General features: G+C 63.2%; 24 protein-coding genes. 11 read left to right on the plus strand and 13 right to left on the minus strand.

Annotation, left to right across the window (positions count from 1 at the left end; genetic code table 11):
- Positions 1 to 72: 72 nt before the first annotated feature.
- The 5 genes from BPHY_RS31730 to BPHY_RS31750 form a co-directional block, all read right to left on the minus strand.
- A complete protein-coding gene (locus tag BPHY_RS31730; protein ID WP_012405566.1) occupies positions 73 to 1,422 on the minus strand; it encodes an MFS transporter in 1,350 nt (449 codons plus the stop codon).
- 95 nt (positions 1,423 to 1,517) lie between these two features.
- On the minus strand, positions 1,518 to 2,831 hold the full coding sequence (locus BPHY_RS31735) for a gallate dioxygenase (protein WP_012405567.1): 1,314 nt from the start codon (positions 2,829 to 2,831) through the stop codon (positions 1,518 to 1,520).
- 62 nt (positions 2,832 to 2,893) lie between these two features.
- Positions 2,894 to 3,436: a hypothetical protein gene (locus BPHY_RS31740; protein WP_012405568.1), complete on the minus strand. Its 543-nt coding sequence runs from the start codon at positions 3,434 to 3,436 to the stop codon at positions 2,894 to 2,896.
- Positions 3,437 to 3,932: 496 nt separating this feature from the next.
- Positions 3,933 to 4,163 (minus strand): ADP-ribosylation factor GTPase-activating family protein, encoded by a 231-nt coding sequence (locus BPHY_RS42120; protein ID WP_157686878.1) that lies wholly within the window; start codon positions 4,161 to 4,163, stop codon positions 3,933 to 3,935.
- Between the two features lie 20 nt (positions 4,164 to 4,183).
- Positions 4,184 to 5,191 (minus strand): zinc-dependent alcohol dehydrogenase family protein, encoded by a 1,008-nt coding sequence (locus BPHY_RS31750; RefSeq protein ID WP_012405570.1) that lies wholly within the window; start codon positions 5,189 to 5,191, stop codon positions 4,184 to 4,186.
- Positions 5,192 to 5,390: 199 nt separating this feature from the next.
- On the opposite strand from BPHY_RS31750, the gene BPHY_RS31755 reads away from it, so the two are divergent.
- The gene (locus BPHY_RS31755; RefSeq protein ID WP_012405571.1) at positions 5,391 to 5,810 is read left to right on the plus strand and encodes a winged helix-turn-helix transcriptional regulator; all 420 of its coding nucleotides are present in this window, start codon (positions 5,391 to 5,393) and stop codon (positions 5,808 to 5,810) included.
- A 161-nt stretch (positions 5,811 to 5,971) separates the two neighbouring features.
- Here BPHY_RS31755 and garD read toward each other — a convergent pair whose 3' ends face one another.
- Entirely contained in the window at positions 5,972 to 7,564 is a 1,593-nt protein-coding gene (gene garD / locus BPHY_RS31760; RefSeq protein ID WP_012405572.1) for a galactarate dehydratase, read from the minus strand.
- 486 nt (positions 7,565 to 8,050) lie between these two features.
- Here garD and BPHY_RS31765 point away from each other — a divergent pair, with 486 nt between their 5' ends.
- From BPHY_RS31765 to BPHY_RS31775, 3 genes are all read left to right on the plus strand, one after another.
- Positions 8,051 to 9,946, plus strand: coding sequence for an FAD-binding monooxygenase (locus BPHY_RS31765; RefSeq protein ID WP_012405573.1), 1,896 nt, complete (start codon positions 8,051 to 8,053; stop codon positions 9,944 to 9,946).
- A gap of 19 nt (positions 9,947 to 9,965) precedes the next feature.
- Positions 9,966 to 10,397, plus strand: coding sequence for a MarR family winged helix-turn-helix transcriptional regulator (locus BPHY_RS31770; RefSeq protein ID WP_012405574.1), 432 nt, complete (start codon positions 9,966 to 9,968; stop codon positions 10,395 to 10,397).
- A gap of 190 nt (positions 10,398 to 10,587) precedes the next feature.
- Complete coding sequence (locus BPHY_RS31775; protein ID WP_012405575.1) at positions 10,588 to 10,851, plus strand: hypothetical protein; 264 nt, start codon at positions 10,588 to 10,590, stop codon at positions 10,849 to 10,851.
- Between the two features lie 20 nt (positions 10,852 to 10,871).
- On the opposite strand, the gene BPHY_RS31780 is transcribed toward BPHY_RS31775, so the two are convergent.
- The 3 genes from BPHY_RS31780 to BPHY_RS31790 all read right to left on the minus strand — a co-directional run bounded on the left by BPHY_RS31780 (position 10,872) and on the right by BPHY_RS31790 (position 15,241).
- Positions 10,872 to 12,419, minus strand: coding sequence for a methyl-accepting chemotaxis protein (locus BPHY_RS31780; RefSeq protein WP_041766130.1), 1,548 nt, complete (start codon positions 12,417 to 12,419; stop codon positions 10,872 to 10,874).
- Between the two features lie 126 nt (positions 12,420 to 12,545).
- Positions 12,546 to 13,916 (minus strand): C4-dicarboxylate transporter DctA, encoded by a 1,371-nt coding sequence (dctA, locus tag BPHY_RS31785; protein WP_012405577.1) that lies wholly within the window; start codon positions 13,914 to 13,916, stop codon positions 12,546 to 12,548.
- Positions 13,917 to 14,074: 158 nt separating this feature from the next.
- A complete protein-coding gene (locus BPHY_RS31790; RefSeq protein ID WP_012405578.1) occupies positions 14,075 to 15,241 on the minus strand; it encodes a mandelate racemase/muconate lactonizing enzyme family protein in 1,167 nt (388 codons plus the stop codon).
- A 179-nt stretch (positions 15,242 to 15,420) separates the two neighbouring features.
- Between BPHY_RS31790 and BPHY_RS31795 the strand changes: the two genes are divergently transcribed.
- The gene (locus BPHY_RS31795; protein WP_244257752.1) at positions 15,421 to 16,317 is read left to right on the plus strand and encodes a LysR substrate-binding domain-containing protein; all 897 of its coding nucleotides are present in this window, start codon (positions 15,421 to 15,423) and stop codon (positions 16,315 to 16,317) included.
- A gap of 11 nt (positions 16,318 to 16,328) precedes the next feature.
- Here BPHY_RS31795 and BPHY_RS38900 read toward each other — a convergent pair whose 3' ends face one another.
- The 3 genes from BPHY_RS38900 to BPHY_RS42125 form a co-directional block, all read right to left on the minus strand.
- On the minus strand, positions 16,329 to 16,784 hold the full coding sequence (locus BPHY_RS38900; RefSeq protein WP_012405580.1) for a GNAT family N-acetyltransferase: 456 nt from the start codon (positions 16,782 to 16,784) through the stop codon (positions 16,329 to 16,331).
- Between the two features lie 302 nt (positions 16,785 to 17,086).
- A complete protein-coding gene (locus BPHY_RS31810) occupies positions 17,087 to 18,445 on the minus strand; it encodes an MFS transporter (protein ID WP_012405581.1) in 1,359 nt (452 codons plus the stop codon).
- A gap of 6 nt (positions 18,446 to 18,451) precedes the next feature.
- Positions 18,452 to 18,682 (minus strand): hypothetical protein, encoded by a 231-nt coding sequence (locus tag BPHY_RS42125; protein ID WP_157686879.1) that lies wholly within the window; start codon positions 18,680 to 18,682, stop codon positions 18,452 to 18,454.
- Positions 18,683 to 18,794: 112 nt separating this feature from the next.
- Between BPHY_RS42125 and BPHY_RS42715 the strand changes: the two genes are divergently transcribed.
- On the plus strand, positions 18,795 to 18,956 hold the full coding sequence (locus BPHY_RS42715) for a hypothetical protein (RefSeq protein ID WP_167538897.1): 162 nt from the start codon (positions 18,795 to 18,797) through the stop codon (positions 18,954 to 18,956).
- A 252-nt stretch (positions 18,957 to 19,208) separates the two neighbouring features.
- Positions 19,209 to 19,733: a DUF4142 domain-containing protein gene (locus BPHY_RS31820; RefSeq protein ID WP_157686929.1), complete on the plus strand. Its 525-nt coding sequence runs from the start codon at positions 19,209 to 19,211 to the stop codon at positions 19,731 to 19,733.
- Positions 19,734 to 19,968: 235 nt separating this feature from the next.
- Here the strand turns inward: BPHY_RS31820 and BPHY_RS31825 are convergent, their stop codons facing one another.
- Entirely contained in the window at positions 19,969 to 20,271 is a 303-nt protein-coding gene (locus tag BPHY_RS31825; RefSeq protein ID WP_012405584.1) for a hypothetical protein, read from the minus strand.
- A gap of 266 nt (positions 20,272 to 20,537) precedes the next feature.
- Here BPHY_RS31825 and BPHY_RS31830 point away from each other — a divergent pair, with 266 nt between their 5' ends.
- The 4 genes from BPHY_RS31830 to BPHY_RS31845 all read left to right on the plus strand — a co-directional run bounded on the left by BPHY_RS31830 (position 20,538) and on the right by BPHY_RS31845 (position 26,347).
- Positions 20,538 to 20,780 carry a hypothetical protein gene (locus BPHY_RS31830; RefSeq protein ID WP_012405585.1) on the plus strand — a complete coding sequence of 81 codons (243 nt, stop codon included), beginning with the start codon at positions 20,538 to 20,540 and terminating at the stop codon, positions 20,778 to 20,780.
- A gap of 89 nt (positions 20,781 to 20,869) precedes the next feature.
- Entirely contained in the window at positions 20,870 to 21,040 is a 171-nt protein-coding gene (locus BPHY_RS42720) for a hypothetical protein (RefSeq protein WP_167538898.1), read from the plus strand.
- 147 nt (positions 21,041 to 21,187) lie between these two features.
- Complete coding sequence (locus BPHY_RS31840) at positions 21,188 to 22,180, plus strand: chemotaxis protein CheB (protein WP_012405587.1); 993 nt, start codon at positions 21,188 to 21,190, stop codon at positions 22,178 to 22,180.
- 81 nt (positions 22,181 to 22,261) lie between these two features.
- Positions 22,262 to 26,347 carry a CheR family methyltransferase gene (locus BPHY_RS31845; RefSeq protein WP_012405588.1) on the plus strand — a complete coding sequence of 1,362 codons (4,086 nt, stop codon included), beginning with the start codon at positions 22,262 to 22,264 and terminating at the stop codon, positions 26,345 to 26,347.
- Positions 26,348 to 26,355 lie beyond the last annotated feature (8 nt).

The raw sequence follows: 26,355 nt of genomic DNA on the forward strand, positions 1-26,355 counted from the left end.
CTTGTTCCCAATCGCTTGATGCTTCAATTCAGGTGCATGCCGCCCGCTGCATGCGCCGTTCAACCCTCGAACTCAGTGCGCCGCGTTAGCCGACACCACTGCACTGTCAATCTGCTTGCGCTGCGTCACCTGGACGGCGATCGCCGCGAGGGTGGCGGGCACGGCCAGCATCGCGAGGATCGCGCCGAACTGCCAGCCGAGCCCGAGCAGCGCGCCGCCCACTGCGGAACCGAAAATACTGCCGAAGCGGCCCATGCCGAGCATCCAGCTGACGCCCGTCGCGCGTGCCACCGTCGGATAGCGGCCAGGCGCATAGGCGTTGAGGCCCGTCTGCGCACCGCTCATGCAGAAACCCGCGGCGAACACCAGCAGCGCGAGCGACGACGACAACGCGCCCATCCATCCCAGCGCGAGCACGAACACTGCGCCGCCGACATACGCGGCGCTGATCACATGGGCCGGACGCGTCTTGTCCATGATCCAGCCGACCAGCACCGCGCCGATCGTTCCGCCGATCTGGAACATCGCCGTCACGTTGGCGGCGGCCGTCACCGACAGGCCCGCGTCCTTGATGAGCGTCGGCAACCAGCCTGTGAGCAGATAGATCACGAGCAGCCCCATGAAATACGTGACCCACAGAGCGAGCGTCGTCGCGCCGTAGCCCTGCGAGAACAGCACACCGATCGGCTTGCGCGTGGGCAGCGGCGGTTCCGTCGAGATGAACTTCTCGTCGCCGTCGAAATTCGCGCCCGTCACGCGGCCCAGCACAGAACCGATGCGCGCAGCAGGCGCACCGCGCACCGCGAGCAGGCGAGCCGATTCGGGCAGCAGCCAGATCTGCAGCGGAATCAGCACGAGCGGCAGCGCGCCGCCGAAGATCAGCACCGAGCGCCAGCCATGCAACGGAATCAGCCAGCCTGCCGCGAAGCCGATCAGCGCCGAGCCGAGATTGAAGCCCGTGAACATGATCGTGATCAGCAATGCGCGCTTGCGTTGCGGTGAGTATTCGGACAACAGCGTCGTCGAGTTCGGCATCGCCGCGCCCAGGCCGATGCCCGTCAGAATGCGCAGCACGGCCATCGACACCGGCGACTGCGTGAATGCCGTCATGATCGTGAACACGCCGAACAGAAATACCGAAGCGATCAACACCCACTTGCGGCCGAAGCGGTCAGACGCCGGACCCGCGGCGAGCGCACCGATCACGAGACCGATCGGCGCGGCGCTCATCACGAGGCCGAACTGCGGACGCGAAATGCCCCAGTCGTGGATGATGGAAGGCGCGACGAAGCCCATGATGGCGACGTCCATCCCGTCCGCCGTAACGGCCAGAAAGCACAGCACCACCAGTAGCCACTGATAGGCCGAAATGTGGCGTTCGTCGATGAACGCCTTGATGTCGATTGTCTTGCTCGCCGGCATGTGTAGTCTCCTTGAGTGCGGCAACCTGCCGGCCGGCGTTCCATGCAGTTCAGTTTCGATGCACGACGCGCCGGTCACGGCAATGCGATGGGCGCTCAGCCCTTGTTGATGTCTTTTGCTTTTTCCGCGTCTTCCCAATCGGCTTTGGCTGCGGTTTTGCCCGCCACCGAGTAGAGCGCGCCGGGCGCGTTGCGGGTCTTCTGAAACGCTTCGAGCGTCTGGCCGCGCATCGCTGCGTAGATGTGCAGGTTCGCTACGCCCGTCACTGCACCGAGCTTTTCGAGCATGAAAAAGATCACGCCGTAATGAAGCAGGCCGCGCCAGTCGCGCCGGCGCAGCAGGTCGCGCTCCTGTTCGCTCAGCCCCGCTGCCTCGAAGCTCGCCTCCTCGTCGGCAACGAACGCTTCGCGATGCGCGGGTTCGATCATCCGGTGCAGGTACTCGTTGATGCGATAGGCCTTGACGGCCGTCTCGATACTGAACGGATAGGTGCCTTCCAGCTTCTCGACGTTCGTGAGTTCGACGGCCATGCGTTCGCGATGACGCTCGACGACGGCAGGCCGCGTGTCGCCCCCCTGCCCTTCATAGATCGCCGTCGCGATGCCCGCCATCGACGGCAGGTAATAGCTGCGATGCTTGCAGACGACGTTCGCCGGCAGCGCCCCGCGCATCGTCAGCCACATGATCACTTCCGCGCCTTCATAGCCGCCCAGCTCCGCATATTCGGCGAGGGTCATGCCCGCCAGTTGCTCCGGGTCCTGTTCGAGCAGATCGAGAAAGCGGTGGTCCCACGGCGTGTTGTTAAAGCCCGAGCGCTCGCCATGCACCTGATGCGACAGTCCACCCGTCGCGACGATCGCGACATCGAGATCTTCCGGGTAACTCTCGACTGCGCGGCGCAGCGCCTGCCCCAGCTTGTAGAAGCGGCGCGCGCTCGGCACGGGCAATTGCAGCACACCCATCTGCAGCGGCACGAGCTTCACGGGCCATTCCGGCTGGTGCGGGCAAAGCATCGACAGCGGCGAGAAGCAACCGTGATCGAGCGGCTTGTTCTGAAAGAACGACATGTCGAATTCGTCGGTCATCAGCGACTTGCCGACGTGTGCGGCGAACTCGGGGTGGCCCTGAATGGAAGGAAGATCGCGCGGTCCGCCGCCCTCGTCCGCGACGCTCCATTCCTGTCCCACGCCGAGCGCGAACGCGGAGTAATGGTCGAAAAAGAACGACGTGATGTGATCGTTGTAGATCAGCAGCAGCACATCCGGACGCTTTTGCGCGAGCCAGTCGGCGAGTGGCGCGAAGTTCTCGAAGATGGGCGCCCACACAGGATCGTCCCGCTTGTTCTTGTCGAAGGCAAACCCGATGGTGGGCGTGTGTGAGGCCGCAATGCCTCCGATGATCCGTGCCATGCCAAAACTCCTTGATGGTGCTGGTACTTTCCTGCGGGCCCGACGCGTGTGCGTCCGTCCGTCTATCGTTTCTGCCGATCGAGCATGCGCTTGACGACCAGCGCGAGCGGAACCGTGAACACAAAGTGCGACATGAAGCCGCCAACGATCACATTGGGATCGAAGTAATTCGGGTGATTGCTCGAAGCAATCGAGATCAGCACGTGCATCACGATCCACGCGAAGATCGCGTAGAACAGCGCGACGAACGTGGCTTCATAACCGCGGCGGCGGAAATACGGCCAGATCAGAGCAAAGAGCACACCCCAACCCAGCGCGAAGAAAAAGTGGATGGCAGTGCCGAGGAAATACGCCCAGATGCCGAGCGCATCCTGAACGCCCTTGCCGAACACCAGCCCCGTCGCGTTGCGCGGAATGCCCGCAAGCGGCATCAGATGTTGTGCGCCTACCCACACCAGCGCTTCGTAAATCCAGATCAACACCGCCCCCGTCAGACCGCCCGCCAGCCCCGCGCGAATCGTCGTCTTGAGGTCGCGGCAATCCGTTGCGAGGTTGCCCAGATGCCGGTTGGAATCGTTACCGCGGGTGGCCAGATGACTGTCCATGTCTCCTCCTTCGTAGTCACATCGAACGAACTTGATCGACGGTCGCCGCGCCTGTTTCGATCCTGTGGCGCCATGCTTTTTTCGTCACCGTCGACGTTGCTTATGGGACACGAAGTACAAACCGAAGCCGCTGCAACCGAAACTCAGGGTAAACCCTTAGTGATGCGCTTAACGGCACGTGGCGACAACGGTCTGCGGCCTGGAAACAAAGGTATGAAGAAAGCGCCGATGGCCGCGGGGAGTGCCTTCCACGGTATCCCGTCCCGCTGCCATGTACGTTGCCGCGCATCCGCTCGCCGCGCGGGCTCATAAACAAAACAGATGGCTTGATAGCGACTCTGGGTGGGACCGGAGAAAATCGAAATCGATCCGCGTTCGAGCGGCTTGCAGCGAAACCCGCAGGCGGCGTGTGTCACGTCGGCCCGTGTCGAAGCAGCGCTGGCAAAGGGAAGTCATGGCGGGCATCGCGTTGCCCGATTCGATGTCGATCCTCGAATCAGCGGAAGAACGCGACGAGCTGAAGGACGGTTCCCGCTCCCGCGATAACGGTGAACACGGCTGCCAGCAGCACGCCGGTTGTTTGCTCGATCTGCCCGGCGGTCGGCGGCAGCGGGTCGCGCGGAACGTGCCGGGCCTTCGCGCCGTGGCGGGATGCGCTGCTGTGAGTGGACGACCACGGCTCTTCTTCGGCGCTGATCCGGAGAACTCTAGCTGTCTCGCGACGCATCTCTGAGTGCGTCGCCTGCTTCAAATCGACAGACAAACCTTGCCGAAATGCTTGCCTGCTGCCTGATGGCGGAAGGCATCGGCAATCTCGTCGAGCGGATATGTGCGGTCGATCACGGGCTTGAGTCCGTTTGCGTCGATCGCGCGGATCATGTCGATCTGATGCCTGCGGCTGCCGACGATCAATCCCTGCAGCTTCTGCTGACGACGCATCAGATCGATCGTCGGCACCTGCCCGACGATGCCCGTCAACACGCCGATCAGTGCGATGTGGCCGCCGATCCGGCACGCGCGTATCGACTGGCCCAGCGTGTCCGGGCCGCCCACTTCGACGACGTTGTCCACACCGCGGCCATTCGTGAATTCGAGCACCTTCGCGGCCCAGTCGGTTTCGCGCCTGTAGTTGATCAGATGATCGGCGCCGAGCGCGCGGGCCTTTTCCAGTTTTTCATCGGATGACGAGGTCGCGATCACCGTCGCGCCCATCTGCCTCGCGAACTGCAGCGCGAAGATCGACACGCCGCCCGTGCCCTGAACGAGCACGCTGTCGCCCGCCTTCAACGAATAGTCGACGGCCAGCGCGCGCCACGCAGTCAACGCTGCCGTGGTCAACGTCGCCGCTTCCGCATGGCTGTAGCCGCGCGGCGCGTGCGTGAACCATTGCACGGGACGCACGACGAATTCGCGCGCGTAGCCATCGACGCCATCGCCCGGGGTGGTCGAAAAATCGTCGACTGTCGGGCCGCCATCGAGCCAGTATGGAAAGAACGTCGAGACGACAGAATCGCCGACAGCGAATTCGGTGACGCCGTCGCCGACTGCTTCGACGACGCCTGCGCCATCCGACATCGGAATGCGCCCGTCATCCGCGGGCAGGCGGCCCGTGACGACGCCGAGGTCATGGAAATTGAGCGAACTCGCGTGAATGCGCACGCGGATTTCTCCCGGTGCCGGCGCGCCCGGATCGGCGAGTTCCACGCGTTCAAGATGATCCAGTCCGCCTGGGCGGCGCAATGTAATGGCCTTCATCGAAGCAACTCCTGATGGTCGAGTGATGCACGCACGAACTGCGAGTTCGCATCGGCATGGAAATGGCGATCGCGCCCGCGACGCGGTCCGCCAGGTCGCGGAACGCCCGCGACCACGGCACGATTGTCCCGTCGTACCTCGATAGCCGCAAGAAGGTACAATTAAAGCCGGTACTATCAATTATGTAGGTATAAACGCCATGCGCCCCAAACGTCTGGACAGCAAGAGCGGCTGCGCTGTCGAGGTCACACTGTCCGTCATCGGCGGCTTATGGAAGCCTGTGATCCTGTTTCATCTGCTGCACGAGAAGAAGCGCTTTATGGAACTGACGCGGCTGATGCCGAATACGACGCAGCGCATGCTGACGCTGCAACTGCGTGAACTGGAAGCGGATGGGATTGTGATGCGCCACGTCTATCCGCAAGTGCCGCCGAAGGTCGAATACGAACTGACGCCGTTCGGCGAAACGCTGGCACCCGTGCTGATCAGTCTGCGGGAATGGGGCGAGTCTTACCGAATGCGCCGGGAAAAGGGAGTCGGGGAGGAAAAGAAGAAGGCGGAGCCAAAGACGGTGCGCAAGCGCCGGCGCCGCACGGATGCGGCCGAACAAGCCGTTTGAGTTCGGGCAAACGGCTGCTGGGTCGGCATGGACGCTATTGCGCGAGGCGCCTCGCGTCCGTCACGATCCGCAAGTTTCCCGAACTTGTCTCTGCCTGCCAGGGTTGTCGTCGATGCTGAAGTTTCACTGCATTCTTCTTCGCGATGCCGAAAACCATCCGGTCAGGTCACGGGCGCCGGATTGAAGAGAACGAGCGCGTTGTGCAGTTTGAGCGCTTCGGCACAGGTCTTCTTGCGTCCGCTCGCGACTTCGAGCATCAGGTGGAAGAGTTCCCAGCCCACGTCCTCGATCGTTGCCTCGCCGGTTGCGATCGTGCCCGCGTTCACGTCGATCAGGTCGTACCAGCGGCGCGCCAGGTCCGAGCGCGTCGCAAGCTTGATGACGGGCACTTCCGCGAGGCCATACGGCGTGCCGCGGCCCGTCGTGAACACATGGAGGTTGATCCCGGCCGCCACCTGCAGCGTGCCGCAGATGAAGTCGCTCGCAGGCGTTGCCGCGTAGATCAAGCCCTTTTGCGTGGCTTTCTCGCCGGGCGACAGCACGCCGGAGATCGGCGAATTGCCCGACTTGATGATCGAGCCCATCGCCTTTTCGACGATATTCGACAAGCCGCCTTTCTTGTTGCCAGGCGTCGTGTTGGCGCTGCGATCCGCACCGCCACGCTTGAGGTAGCTGTCGTACCACTCCATTTCGCGGATGATGGCCGCCGCGACCTGGGCATTGGCCGCGCGCGCCGTGAGCTGGCCGACGCCGTCGCGCACTTCCGTCACTTCGGAAAACAACACTGTCGCACCCGCGCGCACCAGCAGGTCCGTCGCGAAGCCCACGGCAGGATTCGCCGTGAGCCCGGAGAAAGCGTCGCTGCCTCCGCATTGAACGCCGACCACGAGATCGGATGCCGGACAGGTCTCGCGACGCCGCGCGTCGAGCCGCTTCAGATGTCCTTCGGCCATCTTCATGATCGATTCGATCATCGCCTGAAAGCCGACGTGCGAGTCGTCCTGCAAGGTCACGACTTCGCCGTTCGCCGTCTTCGCCGAAAGATCGCCGATGTCGGCCACGTCTTCGGTGTTCGTCGCCGTCGCAATGGGGATCGTGCCCGGCGGCATCAGGCGCTCGGGCTGCAGCTTCTCGCAGCCGAGGCTCACCATCATCACTTCACCGCCGAAGTTCGGATTCAGGCTGATGTTGCGCACCGTGCGAATGGGCACCATCGCATCCGGCGCGTCGATCGCGACGCCGCATCCATACGTGTGCCCGAGGCTCACGACGTCGTCGACATTCGGGTAGTTGGGCAGCAACTCGGACTTGATGCGCGTCACCGCGTGCTGAACCACGTCGGCCACGCACTGCACGGTGGTCGTGATCGCGAGGATGTTGCGCGTGCCGACCGAGCCGTCCGCATTGCGGTAACCCTCGAAGGTATAGCCCTCGAGCGGCGCCATGCCAGGCGCCTTGATCGTCGCGATGGGCAGGTCGTCGAGCGCCGGCGGCGTCGGCATGCGGATCACGTGCTCGTTCACCCAGCTGCCTTTGGGCAGCGCCTTCAGCGCATAACCGATGACCACGTTGTAGCGCACGACGGCGTCGCCTTCGGCCAGATCCTCGAGCGCAACCTTATGCCCTTGTGGCACCCGCTCGCACAAGGTCAGGCCGTCGGGGAAGACGGCGCCCCTGTCCAGACCGCCGTCGTTGACGACGATCGCTACGTTGTCTTCGGGGTGCACGCGAATGTAAAGCGGAGACTGTTTCATCGCCTTCTACTCAATCGGCTTGAAGCCTGCTGGTTCGTCAAACAACTTAGGCGTCATCGTACAACATTTGACGCGCTATCGGCTACGTGTAAACCCTTTAATTCGCGGAAAACGGTTGTTGTTGCTCGTTCTCGCGGCGCGGCGCCTGTACGGTCATCTCACTTAACATGTCAAACAACATTCGTCACGCCGCAAGAACTGAGGCAGGCCTGCGATTCTTCGCGACTTCGCGACACGATCTGCCCTGATGCTGCACGCCCACCGCTGAGGCGTTTCTCGACCCTCTCGATCAGCAGCGCCTTGCGCAGGCAAGCCCGCGACCGACACGCGCCCGCCAGCGAAGCGCACGGCCCGCAAACAACGGGCACAGGCTCCCTCCGCTGTCATCAGGGTAAACATCCATCCGCGCAGGTTGTTCTTTTAAATGGTTGGTGTACGGAGTATATTCGCCATCAAGTTGACCCATACGAACTGGAGGAAGACATCATGCAATTTCATCTCAACGGTTTCCGCGTCGGCGATCCGACAATCGAGCCGGCACGCGACGGCGCAGTTCGCGCAGCGATGCCCGACACGGTGGACGTGCTCATCATCGGAAGCGGACCCGCGGGGCTCGTGCTCGCAGCACAGCTGTCGCAGTTTCCGTCGATCGCGACGCGTATCGTCGAGCGTCGCGCCGGACCATTGCTGATGGGCCAGGCGGATGGTGTCGCCTGCCGGACGGTCGAAATGTTCAATGCATTCGGTCTAGCCGATCGCCTGTTGCGCGAAGCCTATTGGGTCAATGAAACGGTGTTCTGGAGACCCGACGCGAACAATCGCGACACAATCAAGCGCACGGGTCGTGTTCAGGACACCGAAACAGGCATGTCGGAGTTTCCGCATGTCATCGTCAATCAGGCTCGCGTGCAGGACTATCTGCTGGACGTGATGCGCCATTCCGCGCAACGCCTCGAGCCCGACTACGATCTCGAAGTCGTCGACGTGCAGCGCGACGAAGCGGGCGACCATCCCGTGCGCGTCACGTTGCGCCGCACGGATGCCGCACGGCTCGATGAACAGGTTGTCGTGCGTGCGCGCTATGTAGTGGGTTGCGACGGCGCCCGCAGCCGCGTGCGTACGTCCATCGGGCAAACGCTGCGGGGCGACGCCGCCAATCATGCATGGGGTGTGATGGACGCGCTGGCCGTCACGGACTTTCCGGACATCAGGCTCAAAGCAGCCATTCAGTCGGCAAGCAAGGGGAACCTGCTGATCATTCCGCGCGAAGGCGGCTATCTGGTGCGTTTTTACGTCGATCTCGGCGAAGTCACGCCGGACAATCGGGACGAGATCAAACAGGCCACTGTCGAGCGCATCATTCGGACGGCCCAAGACATCCTGCCTCCCTATTCGCTCGATGTAAAAGAAGTCGCGTGGTTCTCGGTGTACGAAGTCGGGCAGCGTCTGACCGACCGCTTCGACGATGCCGTCGCGGCAGACGGCACTTTGCGCGAGCCTCGCGTGTTTATCGCGGGCGATGCGTGTCACACCCATAGCGCGAAGGCGGGCCAGGGCATGAACGTGTCGATGCAGGACGGCTTCAACCTTGGCTGGAAGCTCGCCGCTGTGCTGCAAGGACGCAGCGGCATCGATCTGCTGCGCACGTATTCCGACGAGCGCCAGCCCATCGCGCAAGAACTGATCGAATTCGACAAGGAATGGTCCGCGATGATGGCCGCTCCGCCGAAGGATCCCACGCATCCCGAAGCCGGCGGCGTCGATCCCGCCGAACTCCAGGCGTATTTCGTGCGTGCGGGACGCTATACGGCGGGCGTCGCGACGCGTTACCGGCCGGCCATGCTGACAGGCGAAGCGACGCATCAGGCGTTGGCCAGCGGTTTTCCGATCGGCACGCGCTTTCACTCGTCGCCGGTCGTGCGCCTCGCGGATGCGAAGCCCGTTCACCTCGGACACGCAGCCCGTGCGGACGGTTGCTGGCGTCTGTATGCTTTCGCAGACGCGAACCGGACGCTGCTCGATGCGCTATGCGAGCATCTCGCGACATCGCCCGATTCGATCATGCGGCTCGTGACGCCGACCGATGCCGATATCGACAGCGTTCTCGATCTGCGTGCGGTGCTGCAGCAGCCTCATCGCGAGGTCCCGCTGGCAGACCTGCCCGCTCTCCTCCTCCCGCGCAAAGGGCGCCACGGTCTCATCGACTACGAGAAAGCATTTACGAGCGATGCGGCGACTGATATCTTCGATGAGCGCGGCATCGATCGCGAACGGGGTGCGCTGGTGGTGGTCCGTCCGGATCAATATGTCGCCCATGTTCTTCCACTGAATGCATACGCTGAACTGAACGCCTTCTTCCGGCCGATATTCCGCCTGCACTAACTACTTCGACATTGCGAAATTGCCGAACAAACACGACACTCCCGAAGCGCTGTCGAAATTTACGGGCAGCCTCGTGCGTCGCGCCCAGCAGCGCCACGTTGCCGTATGGCTCAGCGAAGTGTCTGCCGAGATCACCAGCGTGCAATACGCAGCGCTCGAAATCTTGCAGAAGACGCCCGGCATCAATCAGCGTCAACTCGGCGACGAACTCGACGTAGACCGTTCCACCATCGCCGATCTCACTGCGCGCCTGGTTCGGAATGGTCTGGTCGAGCGCTCCGACGATCCCGGCGACAAGCGCAGTTATGTGCTGTTCCTCACCGCCGCGGGCAAGAAGCAGCTTGCGGCGTTACGGCCGCGTGTCGAGGAAGTGGAGCGCATTCTCACAGCCAGGCTGACGCCGCGACAGTCCGCGGAGTTGAAGCGGCTGCTGTCTGCGTTGCTGGCGTAGTTATAGAGCCGACCGGTCGCGGCGCGCCTATGGCGCGATTCCGCTGTGGCCGCACGCTGGCAGCCGTGCTCGCCGAATGAACGGCGCACGACGTTCGCGCGTATCGGCGGCAGACCGAGCGGTTCTGGCCGCTGGCATGGCACGCCTCCGTGCTACGATGTTCTGCGCTCACCGCGCCGAGGAGACGAACATGCCAGCCCATGACCTGAGCGAGTTTTCGTGGGACGAACAGGAAGACGTGAAGGCCGTCCTTGCAAACCGGGGACTCGAACCCGGCGACTTCAGCATCACGGACAACCATGATTTCCCGCAGGCTGGCGCGAACGGAACGGTTCGGCAGATCTGCGTCACCCGTCTATCCAACGGCAAGCAGGCGATCTACGACACCGATCACTTCGCCCCGTGGCTCACGGATTTCGACGAGGCGCTGGCGGCGGGCTATTTCGACGACTGACGCAGCCCGCGCGGCGCCCGTCAGGCCACGCCGACCAGCCGGAAACGGCCGGCCGCCGCCTTCAGCAGATCGGTCTGCTCCTTCAGCGATGCAGCCGCCGCAGCCGCCTGCTCGACGAGCGCGGCATTCTGCTGTGACATCTCGTCCATCTGCGAGACCGCGCGATTGACTTCTTCGATGCCGTCGCTCTGTTCGGCGGATGCCGTCGCGATCTCGTTCATGATCGACGACACGCGGCTGACGGCCGCGCGCACTTCGCCGATGGTCTGCCCTGCCCGTCCGACGAGACGCGAGCCGTCGTCGACGCGTGCCGCCGATGCATCGATCAAGGCCTTGATCTCTTTTGCCGCGCTCGCCGAGCGCTGCGCGAGCGTACGCACCTCGCCTGCGACGACGGCGAAACCACGGCCCTCTTCGCCGGCGCGCGCTGCCTCGACAGCTGCATTGAGCGCAAGAATATTCGTCTGGAAAGCAATGCCCTCGATGACGCCGATGATCTCGTTCATCCGTTTGGCGCCGTCGTGAATGTCCTTCATCGCGACGATCACCTGATTGACGACGTCGGCGCCCGCGCCTGCCGTGACGTTCGTTTCTTCGGCAAGCGCGCGCGCTGCGCGTGCGTGCTCGGCGTTCTGCGACACTGCGCTAGTCAGCTGTTCCATGCTGGCCGCAGTCTCCTCGACCGATGCCGCCTGCGCCTCCGTGCGCGCCGACAGGTCGGCATTACCGGCCGAAATCTGCTGCGTCGCGGCCGCAATCGAATCGCTGCCGCGCGCGATCTGCTCGATCATCGCGGCGACGCCTCGCTGCATCTGCCCGACGCTGTTCACGAGACGCCCCATTTCGTCGTCCGTTTCGAAGCGCAATTGTTGCGACATGTCGCCCTGTGCGATCCGCTCCACATGCTGCACGGTCATCTCGATCGGACGCGCGATCGCACGAAGCAGCGACAAGCCGCACGTGACGCAAGCCAGCAATCCAACCGCGATCGCGACGAGCGTCACCGTGAACAGCAGGTCATAACGGTCCTGCGCGCTCTTGTAGCGTTCGGCGCCCTGCGCGGTGCGAAACTTGTCCAGCGCCGCCGTCTTCTGGGTGAGCGACGCCGCGAGCGGCGGCATGTCCACCATCGCGAGATGGTCGGCGCTTGGGTGATCGCCGCGGCGCATCGCATCCACCATCGGCTCGAGCGCACCATGCAGCATCGCCGCGCGCGCGTCGGCGACGGCTTTCGACAGTTCCGCCTCGGCATCGGAGGCAGGCAATGCGCGATATTCCTTCCACGCCGCGTCGGACACCGCGAGATAGTTGAGCGCCTTGTCGATCAATGCGCCTGTGTCGGGTGCTTCAGGATGCAGCAGCACACGGTCGAGCGTGGTGCGCACGACTGTCAGGTTGAGGTTCGACTTGCCCAATGAGGTTGCCGCCGCCACGTCGCTCATGTAGGCCTGGGCAACCGCACTGTTCGAGCCGTGCATGCCAGCGATGCCCAACACGCCGCTCACCATCAAAAGCAGGCCGAGCAGCGTCAAGGTGGCGAGTAGACGGAACTTGATGGTGAGTTTCATGCGGAATTCATCGATACAAATGGACCAGTCTTCAATATCGGCACTGATCTGCAGAAACTTCACTTTTCCTTCAATCCGCACCTGAATATTGCTACTGGTACCGGGAGCGGCAGCCCGCGGTCTGGCTCAGTGCACGTTCGAACGCACGGCCGCTTCTCTTGCAGATGCAGAAGCGGCTGCCATTTCCGTTGCAGGCTGGGCGAGAGGCTCGCGACCCTCGTGGTCCGGCGTGCGCTCGCGATTCAGCACGGCGCGTGCCCTCGTCATGTCGAGCTGACCTTCCCAACGTGCGACGACGACCGTCGCGACGCCATTGCCGATCAGGTTGGTGACGGCGCGCGCCTCGTTGAGAAAGCGGTCGACGCCGAGCAGCAGCACGAGACCTTCAACGGGAATCTTGTGCATCGAAGCGAGCGTTGCAGCCAGTGCGACGAAGCCCGCGCCCGCGACGCCCGCCGAGCCCTTGGAGGTCAGCAGCAGCACGCCGAGCACGAGCAACTGGTCCCAGATCGACAGATGCACGTTCATCGCCTGCGCGATGAACAAGGCCGCCATCGTCAGATAGATAGCCGTGCCGTCGGCATTGAACGTATAGCCCGTCGGCAGCACCATGCCCACCACGGGACGCGAGCAGCCCATCTTTTCCATCTTGATCAGCATGTGCGGCAACACCGCTTCCGTCGACGCCGTGCCGAGCGTGATGAGAATTTCGTCGCGGATATAGCGGAGATACTTCCACAGCGACAACCCGCACATCCGCATGACCAGACCAAGTACGACGACCACGAAAAAGATCGACGTCAGATACAGGCACAGCATCAATTCGCCGAACGACGCAAGCGTGCCGATGCCGTACCTGCCGATCGTGAACGCCATGCCGCCGAATGCACCGATAGGCGCGACATACATCACGATGCGCACCACGCCGAACATGCCTTGCAGGAACATGTCGAGCATGTCCACAAACGGCGCGGTGCGCGGACCCAACCTGGCGAGCGAGATCGCGAGCAGCACGGAGAAGAAAATGATGGGCAGCATCTCGCCATTGGCGAACGCCCCGACGACGCTGTTCGGCACGATGCTCATGAAGAAGTCGAGCATGCCATGCTGTTGAGCCGCGTGCGTATAGGTGGTGATGGCCGCGCTGTCGATATGCGCGGGGTCGATGTTCATGCCGCTGCCGGGTTTGATCATATTCACCACGACCATGCCGGCCACGAGCGCAATCGTGGACGCGATCTCGAAGTACAGCACAGCCTTGACGCCGACTCGGCCCGCCTCGTGCAGGTCGTTCATACGCGCAATGCCGACGACGACCGACGCGAAGATGATCGGCGCCAGCAGCATGCGGATCAGCTTGATGAACAGATCGCCCAGTGGCTTGAGCTGCGAACCGATGTCCGGGTAGCAGTGCCCGACCACGATACCCGCAACGATTCCGATCAGCACCTGCACATACAGCTTCGAAAGTGTCTTTCTGAACCTGGATACCAGCATGTCTGTCTCCTGCATGGCGTCGTCTGACACACCCGCGCAAGCACCCGCCGCGGAACATGCCGATGCGACGGGTACGGGCCGGATTTCGCCTGCGTTGCTTGTCATTTTGTGAAGGCGGGCGCCGGCGAATCACGCCCGCGCCCTGCTGCGAGCGGCCGTTATGCCGACAGCTTGTGCATTTCGACGATCAGATCGGACTTGCCTTCGAAGCCGATGCCTGGCAGGTCCGGCATGGTGATGTAGCCGTTATCGACGCGCACGCCATCCGGGAAGCCGCCATACGGTTGAAACAGGTCAGGATAGGACTCGTTGCCGCCCAGCCCCAGGCCCGCCGCGATGTTCAGCGACATCTGATGGCCGCCGTGCGGAATGCAACGGCTCGCCGACCAGCCATGTTGATGCAACATGTCGAGCGTGCGCAGATATTCGACAAGACCATAGCTCAACGCGCAATCGAACTGCAGCCAGTCGCGGTCGGGACGCATGCCGCCGTAGCGGATCAGGTTGCGGGCGTCCTGCATCGAGAAAAGATCTTCGCCCGTTGCCATCGGCTTGTCATAGTAGTTGCGCAGCGCTGCCTGCAATTCGAAGTCGAGCGGGTCGCCCGGCTCTTCGTACCAGAACAGGTCGTATTGCGACAGCGCCTTTGCATACTGGATCGCGGTGTCGAGGTCGAAACGGCCGTTGGCGTCAACGGCGAGTTTCTGGCCGTCCTGCAGCACACTCAGAATGGAGTCGATGCGCCGCAGGTCTTCATCGAGCGATGCGCCTCCAATCTTCTTCTTCACGACGGTATAGCCCCGGTCGATGTAGCTGCGCATCTCGTCCTTGAGCTTCCCGTGATCCTGGCCCGGGTAGTAGTAACCGCCCGCCGCATAGACGAAAATCTTGCGGTTCGGCCGGCCGTTGCCATAACGGTCCGCCAGCAGCTGGAAAAGCGGCTTGCCTTCGATCTTCGCCACCGCGTCCCAGATAGCCATGTCGATCGTGCCGATCGCGACGGAGCGCTCGCCGTGACCGCCGGGCTTTTCGTTCGTGAACATGGTCGCCCAGATCTTGTGCGGGTCGAGGTTGTCCGCTGCATCGTTGACGAGCGAAGCAGGGTCGGCTTCGAGCAATCGCGGAATGAACCGCTCACGCATCAGCTTGCCCTGGCCATAGCGGCCATTCGAATTGAAGCCGTATCCGACCACCGGCTTGCCGTCGCGGATCACGTCGGTGATGACGGCAACGAGGCTCAGCGTCATTTTGCTGAAGTCGATATAGGCGTTGCGGATCGGCGAGCTGATCGGAACGGTTTTTTCGCGGATTTCAACGATTCTCACGGCACTGTCTCCTGACTTTTCAACAGTTGTTGCGCCACCTCGGCTGCAATGTTGGGCGTAGCTTAGCGTCGAAAGAGCCTGCTACACTTCACCAGGATTCATTTCACCCTTCACTAAAAGTGAGTACTGACAGCGCCTCCGACTTCGAGTTTTTCATTCTGCTTGCGAAGCTCAAGAGCATGTCGGGTGCTGCGCGCGCGCTCGACCTCACGCCGCCCGCCGCGACGAAGCGGCTGGGCATCATCGAGCGGCGGCTCGGTGCGCGTCTCGTCAACCGCACCACGCGAAGCGTCAGTCTCACGCCCGAGGGGGAAACGTATCTGCGCTACGCGACCCAGATAGTCGGGCAGGTTCGTGAAATGGAAGAGGCGATTTCTGGCGCTGGACGCGACCCGCAGGGTTTGTTGCGCATCAACGCGACGCTCGGGTTTGGCAGAACCACCATTGCGCCGCTCGTCTCGGACTTCGCAAAGCGTTTTCCGAACGTGGAGGTTCAGTTCGAAGTGACGGACCGACCCGTCGATTTGATCGAAGGCGCGTTCGACATGGCTATCCGCTTCGGCGAACTGCCCGACAGCCGCCTCAGCGCGCGGCGCATCATGAGCAATCGCCGCTTTCTGTGCGCGTCGCCGAAGTATCTCGAAAGGTTCGGAACGCCCGAGCGCGTGGACGATTTGCAGCAGCATCGCTGCATCATTCACCGGCAGAACGACGACGCTTACGGCGTGTGGCGCTACATCGTGAACGATCACATCGAGGCAATCAAGGTGAAGGGCGCGCTGTCCAGCAACGACGGCGACATTGTGCTTCGCTGGGCGCTCGACGGCCACGGCATCCTGATCCGCTCCGAATGGGACCTGGCGAAGTACGTGCAGAGCGGACGGCTCAAGCTGGTGCTGCCTAATACGGTCCTGCCGTCAGCCGACCTGTTCGTCTACTACCCGAGGCAGCGCAATCAGACGGCGCGTGCGCGTGCGTTCATCGATTTCCTCGTCGATCGTTTTCAGGCGCCCTTCACGCCAGTCGATACGGCTATCGACGTGCGCGAGCGCAAGAAGCGTGTTTCGCGCAAGTGAAGACAGCACGTTTAGCGCGCCGGCGCGCGCCACTTCAACAGAACTTCGACGTCCGTCTCCGTCGCGATAGTGAAGCCGTGTTTGATGAACAGGCGCACGGCAGGATTTCCGCGCTCGAGTATCGCTGAGACGCTGACTTTTGCCAGTTGCGCTTCGTCCTGCACGGCGATCAGCAACAGACTGCCGTAGCCCTTGCCCCTGTGGTCGAGATCGATATGAAGCGCCGTGATCCGCCATTCCGTAGGGCGCCGGTCGATATTCAGAACGCCAATGGGCACGCCGTCGGCGAATGCAAGCATGGCGTTCGCCAGTTGCGTGTCGTGCTGACCGAACTGCACGACGTCGCCGAGCAGTTCGTAGCCTTGCGCGCGCAATGCCGTCGACGGCTTCAGTATCCTCAGAAGGATCGCCTCGTCGCCAGGGCCGCACGGACGCAGCTTCAGGTTGACGAAATCGGTGGACTCCATAAGCGCTCGTGTCGACGGCAGTCGTTCGTGAATGCCGCGCGGGAACACCGCGCGATAGGCAATGCAGGCGGGTGCAATGAAGCGCCATGCTCACGCATGCACACTGCATGGTAACTTCTGCGGCGACTCGCTAGCGTGTACGGAAGCGATCGGTTTCGCACGGCTGCATGCGTTCGTCGTGATGGAAAAGAAGGCGGAAAGCAGCGTGATCACGTCGTACGTGCTCGCGCCCATCGACGGCAAGCCCGTTGCAAACTTCGAACCCGGACAGTACCGCATGGATTTCACAAATCGCGCATCCATTACGAGGTGTTCGGCCCGGATCTGTTCGCGGAACGAGCACCGTGCGATCGGCACACGGCCCGCACGCTGCGGCGGGATGCACCAGGACGCACATCCGGCTCGCGAAAGAGCGCGGACACGTCGAGATCCTCCATGCCCTCCAGTTCGCCGCGCCGCGTATCGAAAGCCTGCCGGATCTGCGAACCCAGAACGATCCACGCGGCCAGTGAAATGGCGGTCAGGCTGCCGAGCGCCATGAACGCGACGGGGAAACCGAAGCGGTTCGCAATCCAGCCGCCCAGCATCGGACTCAGACACGCGCCGGCAGCTTCCACGCCCTGCACCGCGCCCTGGCCGAGATTCACGCGCCCCGTGCCATGCAGCAGATGCATCACGAGCGCGGGGATCGCGACGCCCTGGAGCCCGGAGCCGAGGCCGTCGAAGATCTGCACGGGCAAGATGCCCCACGGCGTATCGAGCAGCGCCGCGGTGAAGCCGCGCAGGGGCAGCGTGATCAAGGTCGCGAGAATGACCCACCAGAAGCCCCAGCGGCGGATCGCCCGGCTGGCATAGACGGCGGCGATCAGCATCACGACCTGCGAAATCACGATGTTGGCAGCCGCGATCTGGCTTGCATCCCGGTGATGCGTCGCGGCGACAGCGAGACTATAAAGCGGCAGCATCGCGGAATTGCCGAGACTGAACGCCGCCAGAGCCAGCGAGAGCACCAGCAGCGGGCGGCTGTGCAACAGTATGCGCATGCTGTCGACGGGCACCGGCGACGGCTCTTTCTCGTCGCGATGTGCAAGGCCGCGCGCAAAGTGCCGATGCACGGCACCGGGAGGAATCAGCAGCACGGAACCGATGCATGCGAGGCCGAACGCCGCGCCGAGCGCAAACACGTACGGAATCCCGAGCCACCAGCCGAGCACGCCCGACAGGACGGCCGCGACGATATTCCCAGCATGGTTGGCGACCTGGTTGCGGCCGTATTGCCGATCGAAGTTCCTCTTGCCGATCATGCCGAGGGTGAGGCCGATCATGGCGGGACCCATCGTGGTTCCTGCGATCGCCGTGGCTGTCAGCGCCAGCGTGATGGGCCAGAAGTGCTGCGACACCCAGATTACCCACGCGGCGGCAATCGTCAGCGCGCCAGCGCCCACCACGATCGCGCGGCGATGAGACGTCGCATCGACGAGCGCGCCGGCGGGCAGCGTCGCCAGCATGCCGACGATCGCGCCGAGCGTCATCACCGTGCCGATCGTATCGGGCGTCCATCCGCGCGCCTGCAGGAAGATGCCGAGAAACGGGCCGGCGCCCGCCTGCACGTCGGCAGCGAAGAAGCTCACGGCAAGCAGCGGGATCGTCGGCTTCACCATTCTTCCCTACCCGTCTGCATAGCGGCTCCCGAAGTTCCCATCGACGCTCCCATGAGCAATGCGTGCGCCAGGGCACACGGACGAACGCCTACCCGCCATCCGATGGGTGGCCGAGGCGACGCCGATGCGCTTCTTCTCGCGCTTTGCTTCATACATCGCCGCGTCTGTGACGGCCACGCGCCTGTCGACCGTGTCCGCATCGTCCGTCACCGACGCGACGCGGGTTGGCGCCGACATGGACCGTCACGCCGGCTGCTCGCACTCACGAAGTGAACGGATAACCCCAGCTGTGCATCGCGCGGCGGGTCGCCTAGAATGGAAACGCAGCCACGTCACACTGGAGGATGCCGTGAATGAAACCTTGCTCGCCTACCTGCTTGGGCCGGCCGTGATGGTGGTGCTCGCGGCGCTGTTGTGGATGGCCAGCCGCCATGAAAGGCAGAGCAACCAGAGACGTGCGGACCGTTGGCTCGATACGCATTACGTCGACCTGATGCATCATCGGCACTGAGCCCGCCTCAGTTTTATCGACACAGTCCCTACACGCAGCGCCGCCAGTCGCTGCATCACAAGCGCCACCGCGCGTGTCGTCGAAAAGCGCGCGACCCTCGACGCGCCGCCCGATCTCGAGGCGGCACATCGCTTGCAGATCTCACCCAAGCCGGCATGAACGCGCATTCGCACGGCGCGGTTCGCGGCTTGCTATGCATCAGGTTCACACACCGATCAAGGGAGATCATGCATGAGGCTCAATCACGTGTTCATGAGCGCGCTCGTCGTCGCGGGCACCGCCGCCATTACACCGCTCGCTGCCCAGACGGAAGCTGCGTCGACGACATCAGCCAATCCGTTGGCGCAAGCCGACAAGGACTTTGTGCAAGCGGCGTCGATGTCGTCGTCGACGGAGATCGACGCATCGAAGCTCGCCACCGCGAACTCTGAAGACAAGGACGTGAAATCATTCGCGCATCACATGATGCTCGATCACACCAAGCTGACGGTGCAATTGAAAATGGCCGCGCCGCATGGCGTGACCGTTCCGAAGGACAATTCGGACACCGCGGCGCTCGGTTCGCTGAAGGGGCTGAAGGGCAAGGCGTTCGACCAGGCCTATATTTCGAAGGTCGGTGTGGAAGGCCATAAGCAGGCGATTGCCGCGTTTGAAAAGGAGATCGCCGACGGCCAGGACGCGAAATTGAAGAAGGCGGCGCAGGACGCGTTGCCGACCATCCAGAAGCACTATCAGATGGCGCAAGACCTCGCCGCGAAGAAGGGTCTCGCGCAGTAGCGCATCCGCTTCCGGCATACGAGGCCCGCGTGGACAGCTATCGCGTTCGCGACCCGGACGAATCGCGGCCATGCCGTCCGTGGCCCGCGTCCATTCAGCCGGTCGGAGGCAGCAAAAAAGCGACCGGCACAGGGAACAGTGCCGGTCGCACGGGCGCCAGAGATGGCCCTCCGGCTATCCGTTGCCCGCAGCAACGGAATGACGTGCAGCGACGCGGCTCAACGCGTCGCTGCGGTTACTCTTCGAGGCTCGGCCCCGCCTCGCTTTCGGGCCCCAGCACATGAAGCAGCGCGTGGGTGATCCACCTCTGCTCCTTGAGACTCGACAGGATCCGGTCGGCCTGCGCCCTGCTCAGCGGCGCGAAACTGATCGTGATGCGCTCGAACTCATCGCGCCGCACGCACGTCGTCGACGTACCCTGCACGCACGCGCCCGCATCCGTGAGCACTCGCCAAAGCGCGATCACGTGCAGATTGCCGCACGCCGCCTGAACCGTGATGCCGCCCACACGCCCAGTCAACTGCCGATTGCGCGTCATGTCTGATCGTCCGGAACAATGCCGCCGTGAAGACGTAGAGCGGTCCGCCTTCCGTGAGCATGGTGCCAACTTCCACGAGATGCGTGACGCTCGCTCCTGTTGACAGACTAGTGTCTGCCAGCAAGATTGTTAAGCACTTCGATATGTCCGTAAATGATGGCTATCGTACGCCCGACGATGTCGTACACCGACACCGTCCTTGCGCTTCCCGCTCCAGCGGGAACATAGCTTGCCCTTGGTTTACTGCATTAACCACGGAGCACGCCATGAGCATCACGACGATCCGCACATCGGATACCGAACTCCAGGTCGAGCAGACCTGCTACACGTTTGCAAAGAAGGAAGACGCCGACGCGTTTCAGCAATGTCTCGTTCAGGGGAGCATCGAGAATTGCAATCGCGATCATCCGCCCGTGTCGATGAGACCTGTGCGTCCCGACGAACGCGCGGACGATCCGACCCGCGACAGCACGATCTCGCCTTCGCTCGGCGGCGACACGGCGATGTGACCTGGCCCGCAGTCTTTGCGCCTTCGACAGGAACGCCACTTGCGGCTAGAAGCAATCGAGCCTAGCTCTCGAACCGAATGGAGTCCGACATGCAACCAGACCAGTCACCCCTGAGCCCCGGCGACGAGGGGCCGCCCGACGCACCGGGTATTGGCGAAGACACGTGCCGCGCATGCCACGGCACAGGCAGCGTCGAAGGGCAACGCTGCAGCGTGTGCAACGGTACCGGCAAGGTGCTGCAAGGCATCGGCGGCGGCTAACGTCTATCCACGCTTGTTAGGGAGCAACGGAGGCGAGGGGACAGGTATCGAGGCAGCCATCCGACCCGTCGTCCGTTCCTCCTCGCTCGCCGTAAACCGAGGCATGCGGATTGCTAAGCACAAGGGTTCAGGCGAACGGGAGGCACTTTGACCCACCGTGACTTCATTGCAGTAGGCGCGTCGGCGGGCGGTGTCGACGCGTTGCGCGACCTCGCGTCCCGGTTCCCGCCCGACCTGCCCGCGACGGTGGCCATAGTGCTGCACGTGGGCCCACATGAGAGTTTGCTGCCGTCGCTTCTCAGCGCTGCCGGTCCGCTCGAAGCCCGCCACGCCGAAGATGGTCAGATCTATGCGCGCGGCAAGATTTACGTGGCGCCGCCAGACCGGCACTTGATCGTCGATGGTACGCGTTTGCGTCTCGTGCATGGCGCAAAGGAAAACTTCGCACGGCCCGCAATCGATCCGCTGTTTCGCAGCACCGCACTCGAAATGGGTCCGCGCGCCATCGGCGTCGTGCTCACGGGATTGCTCGACGACGGCGCGGCGGGCCTCGAAGCGATTCAGGCGTGCGGCGGCGCGACGCTGGTGCAAGATCCCGCCGACGCGTTCGCGCGCGACATGCCGCTCAACGCCTCGCCCTTTGCCGACTACATCCTGCCTGTCGCCGGGCTCGCGGCGCGCCTCGTGCAACTCGTGGGCGGCACGCCACCGGCACCGGGGAAAACCGAGAGCGCATGCCACGCCACCGCTCATCGCCGGATCACCACCGAGCAGCACGCGTGGATCGGCGACCGGTCGCCTGTCGAGGCATTGCGGGAGCTAGGCGTGCCCTCCATGTTCACCTGCCCGGACTGCAACGGCTCGCTATGGCAGGTGAACGGCTCCCGCCTGTTGCGCTACCGGTGCCATACGGGACACGCCTACACCACCGGGTCGCTCGCGTCCGGCCGCGAGGACGACGTCGAACGATCGATGATGGACGCCATGCGCGCACTACAGGAGCGCGAGATGGCGTGCCGCGCTAGGGGCGAGTTTTTCGGCAAGCAAGGAGACACGGCCGCACAGACGCGCGAAGAAGAGATCGCACGCCGCGCGAACGAGGCGGCAGGACTCTTGCAGTCACTCCTGCTGGAGCGATAATAGCGGTCTACGCCTGGTGATGTTGTCGGCTAAGCGACCGGCAACCGCTGGCCGACCCTATTCTCCATTGGACATGCGGCAATGCCGAAAAAACGTGCACAGACACTGCCCAGCCAGGCCAACTTCCCAATCGTGGGCATTGGCGCTTCTGCGGGTGGACTGAGCGCACTCCGGGAGTTCTTCGAAGCGTTGCCCGCCCACACGTCGATGGCCTTCGTGGTGATTGTCCATCTGGCGCCCGATCACGAAAGCAATCTCGCCTCGCTTCTCCAGAAGACCACTGACATGCCCGTGCTGGAAGTCACGAGCGCCACACCCATCGAACCCGACCATGTGTACCTGATCGCGCCTTCGCTCGAGCTGACGATGGTCGACGACTATCTGCGGGTCATGCCGAGGCAACCGGACGATGGCCGCCGCGCGGCGATCGATCTGTTCTTCCGTACGCTTGCGGAAGCTCATCGAGAGCGCGCAATCGGCATCGTGCTGTCGGGTGCGGGTTCGGACGGCTCGGTCGGACTGTCGCGCGTCAAGGAGATGGGCGGCATCACGCTCGCCCAGGACCCCGCCGAGGCCGAATACGACAGCATGCCGCGCAGCGCGATCGCGACGGGCATGGTCGATTTCGTGCTGACCGCGGCCGAAATGCCGCAGCGCCTGCTCGATCTGTGGCTGACGACCAAGGAGATTCATCTGCCCATCGCCGAGGGCGACGAGCGCGATGAAACCATCTCGAACGAGTCCGCCGAACGCGCGCTGCGTGAAATCATGGTCATCCTGCGCACGCGCACGGGCCACGACTTCCGCCACTACAAGCGGGCCACCGTTCTGCGCCGCATCGAGCGGCGCATGCAGGTCAACGGCATCACGGATCTCCAGGCCTACCGCGACCACTTGCACCTGCATCAGGACGAAACCCAGGCGCTGCTGCAGGACATGCTGATCAGCGTGACCAACTTCTTCCGCGACAAGGAAGCGTTCGAGGTGCTCGAGCGCGAAGTGCTGCCGCAACTGTTCGAAGGGCGCGGCGAGCAGGACCGGATTCGCACGTGGTCGGTCGGCTGCGCAACGGGCGAAGAGGCCTATTCGCTGGCCATGCTGCTGCAGGAGCGCTCGTTGAAATCGGCGGAGGGCGTCTCGTTCCAGGTGTTCGCCACCGACATCGACGAGCGGGCCATTTCGTTCGCGCGCGCAGGCCTCTATCCCGACTCCATTCTCGCCGACGTGAGCACGTCCCGCGTGCGCCAGTTCTTTTCAAAAGACGCTGCGCACTATCGTGTGAAGAAGGAACTGCGCGAGCACATGCTGTTCGCGCATCACAACGTGCTGAGCGACCCGCCCTTCTCTCGGCTCGACCTGATCTGCTGCCGCAATCTGCTGATCTATCTCGACCGGGAAGCGCAGATCGAGATTCTGAAGATGTTCCACTTTGCGCTGCGGCCGGGTGGCGTGCTGTTTCTCGGCAGTTCCGAATCGGCCGACAGCGTGAGCTCGATGTTCAGCGTGATCGACAAGCGTAACCGCATCTACCGCGCGAACATGGCGGTGCGCGGCGATACGCCCGTGCCTGTCGCGATCTCCGGCATGGCGAGCGCGCGGCCCGTCGTGGCGACGGTGCAGCCGCCGGGACGCCGCCGCTTCTCGTTCGGCGACCTGCATCAACGCCTCGTCGAACAATATGCGCCGCCCAGCGTGCTGGTGAGCCGCGACTCCGAAATCGTTCATCTGTCCGATCGCGCGGGCCGCTTCCTGCAGTATTCGGGCGGCGAACCGTCGCACAACATCGTCGCCGTGGTGCGCCCCGAACTCAGGCTCGAATTGCGCACCGCGATCTATCAGGCGCTGCACACGAATCGCAGCGTCGAAGCGCGCCGCGTGCGGATCGAGCACGAGGGCCGATCGTACTTCGTCAACATGACGGCGCGCCCCGTGCACGATCCGGAAGCGAATGCAGACTTCGTGCTGGTGCTGTTCGACGAAGTCGAAGACAGCATGGGCGGCTCGGAAACGTCGGCGTCCGACGCGCAGAAAGACCCCATCATCAGCCAGCTCGAACGCGAGCTGCAACGCACGAAGGAACAGTTGCAGTCGACCATCGAACAATCGGAAACGTCGACGGAAGAACTGAAGGCCTCCAACGAAGAATTGCAGGCGATCAACGAGGAACTGCGCTCGGCGACGGAAGAGCTCGAAACGAGCAAGGAAGAACTGCAGTCGATCAACGAAGAGCTCACCACGGTCAACGCGGAACTCAAGTCGAAGGTCGAGGAAACAGGCAAGATCAACGACGACTTGCAGAACCTGATCGCCGCCAACGACATCGGCACGATCTTCGTCGACCGCAATATCTGCATCAAGCGCTACACGCCGCGCGCCACGGACGTGTTCAGCATCATCCCGTCTGACATCGGGCGCTCGCTGCTCGACATCACGCACCGGCTCGAATACGACAAGCTCGCCGACGACGCTGCGGAAGCGTTCGACTCCCTGCGCCTGATCGAGCGCGAGCTGAAGAGCAACGACGGCCGCTGGTATCTCGCGCGCTTCGTGCCTTATCGCACGACGGAAGACCGCATCGACGGCGCCGTGCTGTCGTTCATCGACATCACGGGCCGCCGCCAGGCGGAAGACCGTCTGCGCGAAGGCGAGCGGCGCATGCGCATCGTCGCGGAAGGCACCAAGGACTACGCGATCATCACGTTCGACGACGAAGGCCTCGTCACGAGCTGGAATGCGGGCGCTGAACGGATCTTCGGCTACACGGAGGCCGAAATGATCGGCCAGTCCGCCGACATGCTGTCCACCGAAGAGGACCGCGCCAGCAATATTGCGCAGGCAGAATTCGCGGAAGCGCGGCTGAACGGCCGCACCGAGGAGGAACGGTGGCACGTGCGCAAGGACGGCACACGCTTCTTCGCGAGCGGCGTCCTGTCGCGTCTGGACGAAGCGGGCGTCAGCGGTTTCGCGAAGATCGCACGCGATCTCGGCGAATTCGGCCACGTCGCGACGACCGAACGGGGCAGCCACACCGAAACGCTGCGCGCCGCCGCCGAGCGCGATGCGCAGCGGCGCCGCGACGAGTTTCTCGCTGTCGTGTCGCACGAACTGAAGCATCCCCTCAATCTGATCTCCGCCAGCGCGGAACTGATCGCGCGCGCGCCGGAAACGCGGCAGAGCCTGAACATCTCGCGCGCGGCCGACACGATCCGCCGCACGGTGATCGGCCAGGCGCAGATCATCGACGATCTGCTCGACATCTCGCGCGTGCGCACGGGCAAGCTGTCCATCATACGCACCGCCGTCGATATGCGCGAAATCGTGCAACGCGTCTGCAATGCCGTTCAGGATGACGCGCGGCAGCGCGGGCTCACCCTCAATGTCACGATGGCGGAGTCGCCCGTCATCATCCATGCCGATCTGACGCGCGTCGAACAGGTGGTCTGGAACCTGGTCAGCAACGCAATGAAGTTCACGAACCGCGGTTCCGTGGATGTCTCGCTGCGAGTCAACGAGCATGGCGAGGCCGTGCTGCGCGTGTCGGACACGGGCAAGGGCATCGAGCCCTCGCTGCTGCCGCATATCTTCGAGATGTTCGAGCAGAGCCGCGATCCCGTAACGCGCCGCTCGGGCCTCGGCATCGGCCTCGCGCTGGTCAGGGAGCTCGTGAATCTCCACGGCGGCGCCGTGCGGGCGGAATCGGAAGGCGTGGGCCGCGGCTCGACGTTCACGGTCACGCTGCCGACGCATCGCACGCTTTCGTATGCGAGCGGCGCCGACGGCGACGCCGCGGTCGATTCGTTGCGCGGTGTCCGGGTTCTGATGGTCGACGACGACGCGGCAACCACGGAAACCTTCAAACTGTTGCTCGAAAGCGAAGGTGCAATCGTGAAGACCGCCGCCAGCGGCGAAGAAGCGTTGGCGATGCTCAATGGCGACGTACCCGATGTCGTCCTGTCCGATATCGGCATGCATGGCATGGACGGGTTAGAGTTCGTCGGCAAGCTGCGCGAAGAACCTGGGCTCAAATCCGTGATCTGCATCGCGCTCAGCGGTTTCGGCCAGGAAGCCGATGTGAAGATGGCGGAAAACGCCGGCTTCGATGCGCACCTGAAGAAACCCGTGATGCTCGAAGATCTGCTCCATGTGGTCTCGCGCTTGCGGCATTAGGAACCGCC

Source organism: Paraburkholderia phymatum STM815, from assembly GCF_000020045.1.
Classification (GTDB): domain Bacteria; phylum Pseudomonadota; class Gammaproteobacteria; order Burkholderiales; family Burkholderiaceae; genus Paraburkholderia; species Paraburkholderia phymatum.

Bases quoted from the DNA above. Each gene is read 5' to 3' on its own strand.
- BPHY_RS42120 (WP_157686878.1), bottom strand. From the start codon at position 4,163: ATGCGTCGCGAGACAGCTAGAGTTCTCCGGATCAGCGCCGAAGAAGAG.
- BPHY_RS31795 (WP_244257752.1), top strand. From the start codon at position 15,421: ATGTCGGGTGCTGCGCGCGCGCTCGACCTCACGCCGCCCGCCGCGACG.
- garD (WP_012405572.1), bottom strand. From the start codon at position 7,564: ATGAAACAGTCTCCGCTTTACATTCGCGTGCACCCCGAAGACAACGTA.
- BPHY_RS31820 (WP_157686929.1), top strand. From the start codon at position 19,209: ATGAGCGCGCTCGTCGTCGCGGGCACCGCCGCCATTACACCGCTCGCT.
- BPHY_RS31740 (WP_012405568.1), bottom strand. From the start codon at position 3,436: ATGGACAGTCATCTGGCCACCCGCGGTAACGATTCCAACCGGCATCTG.
- BPHY_RS31845 (WP_012405588.1), top strand. From the start codon at position 22,262: ATGCCGAAAAAACGTGCACAGACACTGCCCAGCCAGGCCAACTTCCCA.
- BPHY_RS31810 (WP_012405581.1), bottom strand. From the start codon at position 18,445: ATGGTGAAGCCGACGATCCCGCTGCTTGCCGTGAGCTTCTTCGCTGCC.
- BPHY_RS31825 (WP_012405584.1), bottom strand. From the start codon at position 20,271: ATGACGCGCAATCGGCAGTTGACTGGGCGTGTGGGCGGCATCACGGTT.
- BPHY_RS31830 (WP_012405585.1), top strand. From the start codon at position 20,538: ATGAGCATCACGACGATCCGCACATCGGATACCGAACTCCAGGTCGAG.
- BPHY_RS38900 (WP_012405580.1), bottom strand. From the start codon at position 16,784: ATGGAGTCCACCGATTTCGTCAACCTGAAGCTGCGTCCGTGCGGCCCT.
- BPHY_RS42720 (WP_167538898.1), top strand. From the start codon at position 20,870: ATGCAACCAGACCAGTCACCCCTGAGCCCCGGCGACGAGGGGCCGCCC.
- BPHY_RS31730 (WP_012405566.1), bottom strand. From the start codon at position 1,422: ATGCCGGCGAGCAAGACAATCGACATCAAGGCGTTCATCGACGAACGC.
- BPHY_RS31775 (WP_012405575.1), top strand. From the start codon at position 10,588: ATGCCAGCCCATGACCTGAGCGAGTTTTCGTGGGACGAACAGGAAGAC.
- BPHY_RS31735 (WP_012405567.1), bottom strand. From the start codon at position 2,831: ATGGCACGGATCATCGGAGGCATTGCGGCCTCACACACGCCCACCATC.
- BPHY_RS31780 (WP_041766130.1), bottom strand. From the start codon at position 12,419: ATGAAACTCACCATCAAGTTCCGTCTACTCGCCACCTTGACGCTGCTC.
- BPHY_RS31765 (WP_012405573.1), top strand. From the start codon at position 8,051: ATGCAATTTCATCTCAACGGTTTCCGCGTCGGCGATCCGACAATCGAG.
- dctA (WP_012405577.1), bottom strand. From the start codon at position 13,916: ATGCTGGTATCCAGGTTCAGAAAGACACTTTCGAAGCTGTATGTGCAG.
- BPHY_RS42125 (WP_157686879.1), bottom strand. From the start codon at position 18,682: ATGTCGGCGCCAACCCGCGTCGCGTCGGTGACGGACGATGCGGACACG.
- BPHY_RS31750 (WP_012405570.1), bottom strand. From the start codon at position 5,191: ATGAAGGCCATTACATTGCGCCGCCCAGGCGGACTGGATCATCTTGAA.
- BPHY_RS31755 (WP_012405571.1), top strand. From the start codon at position 5,391: ATGCGCCCCAAACGTCTGGACAGCAAGAGCGGCTGCGCTGTCGAGGTC.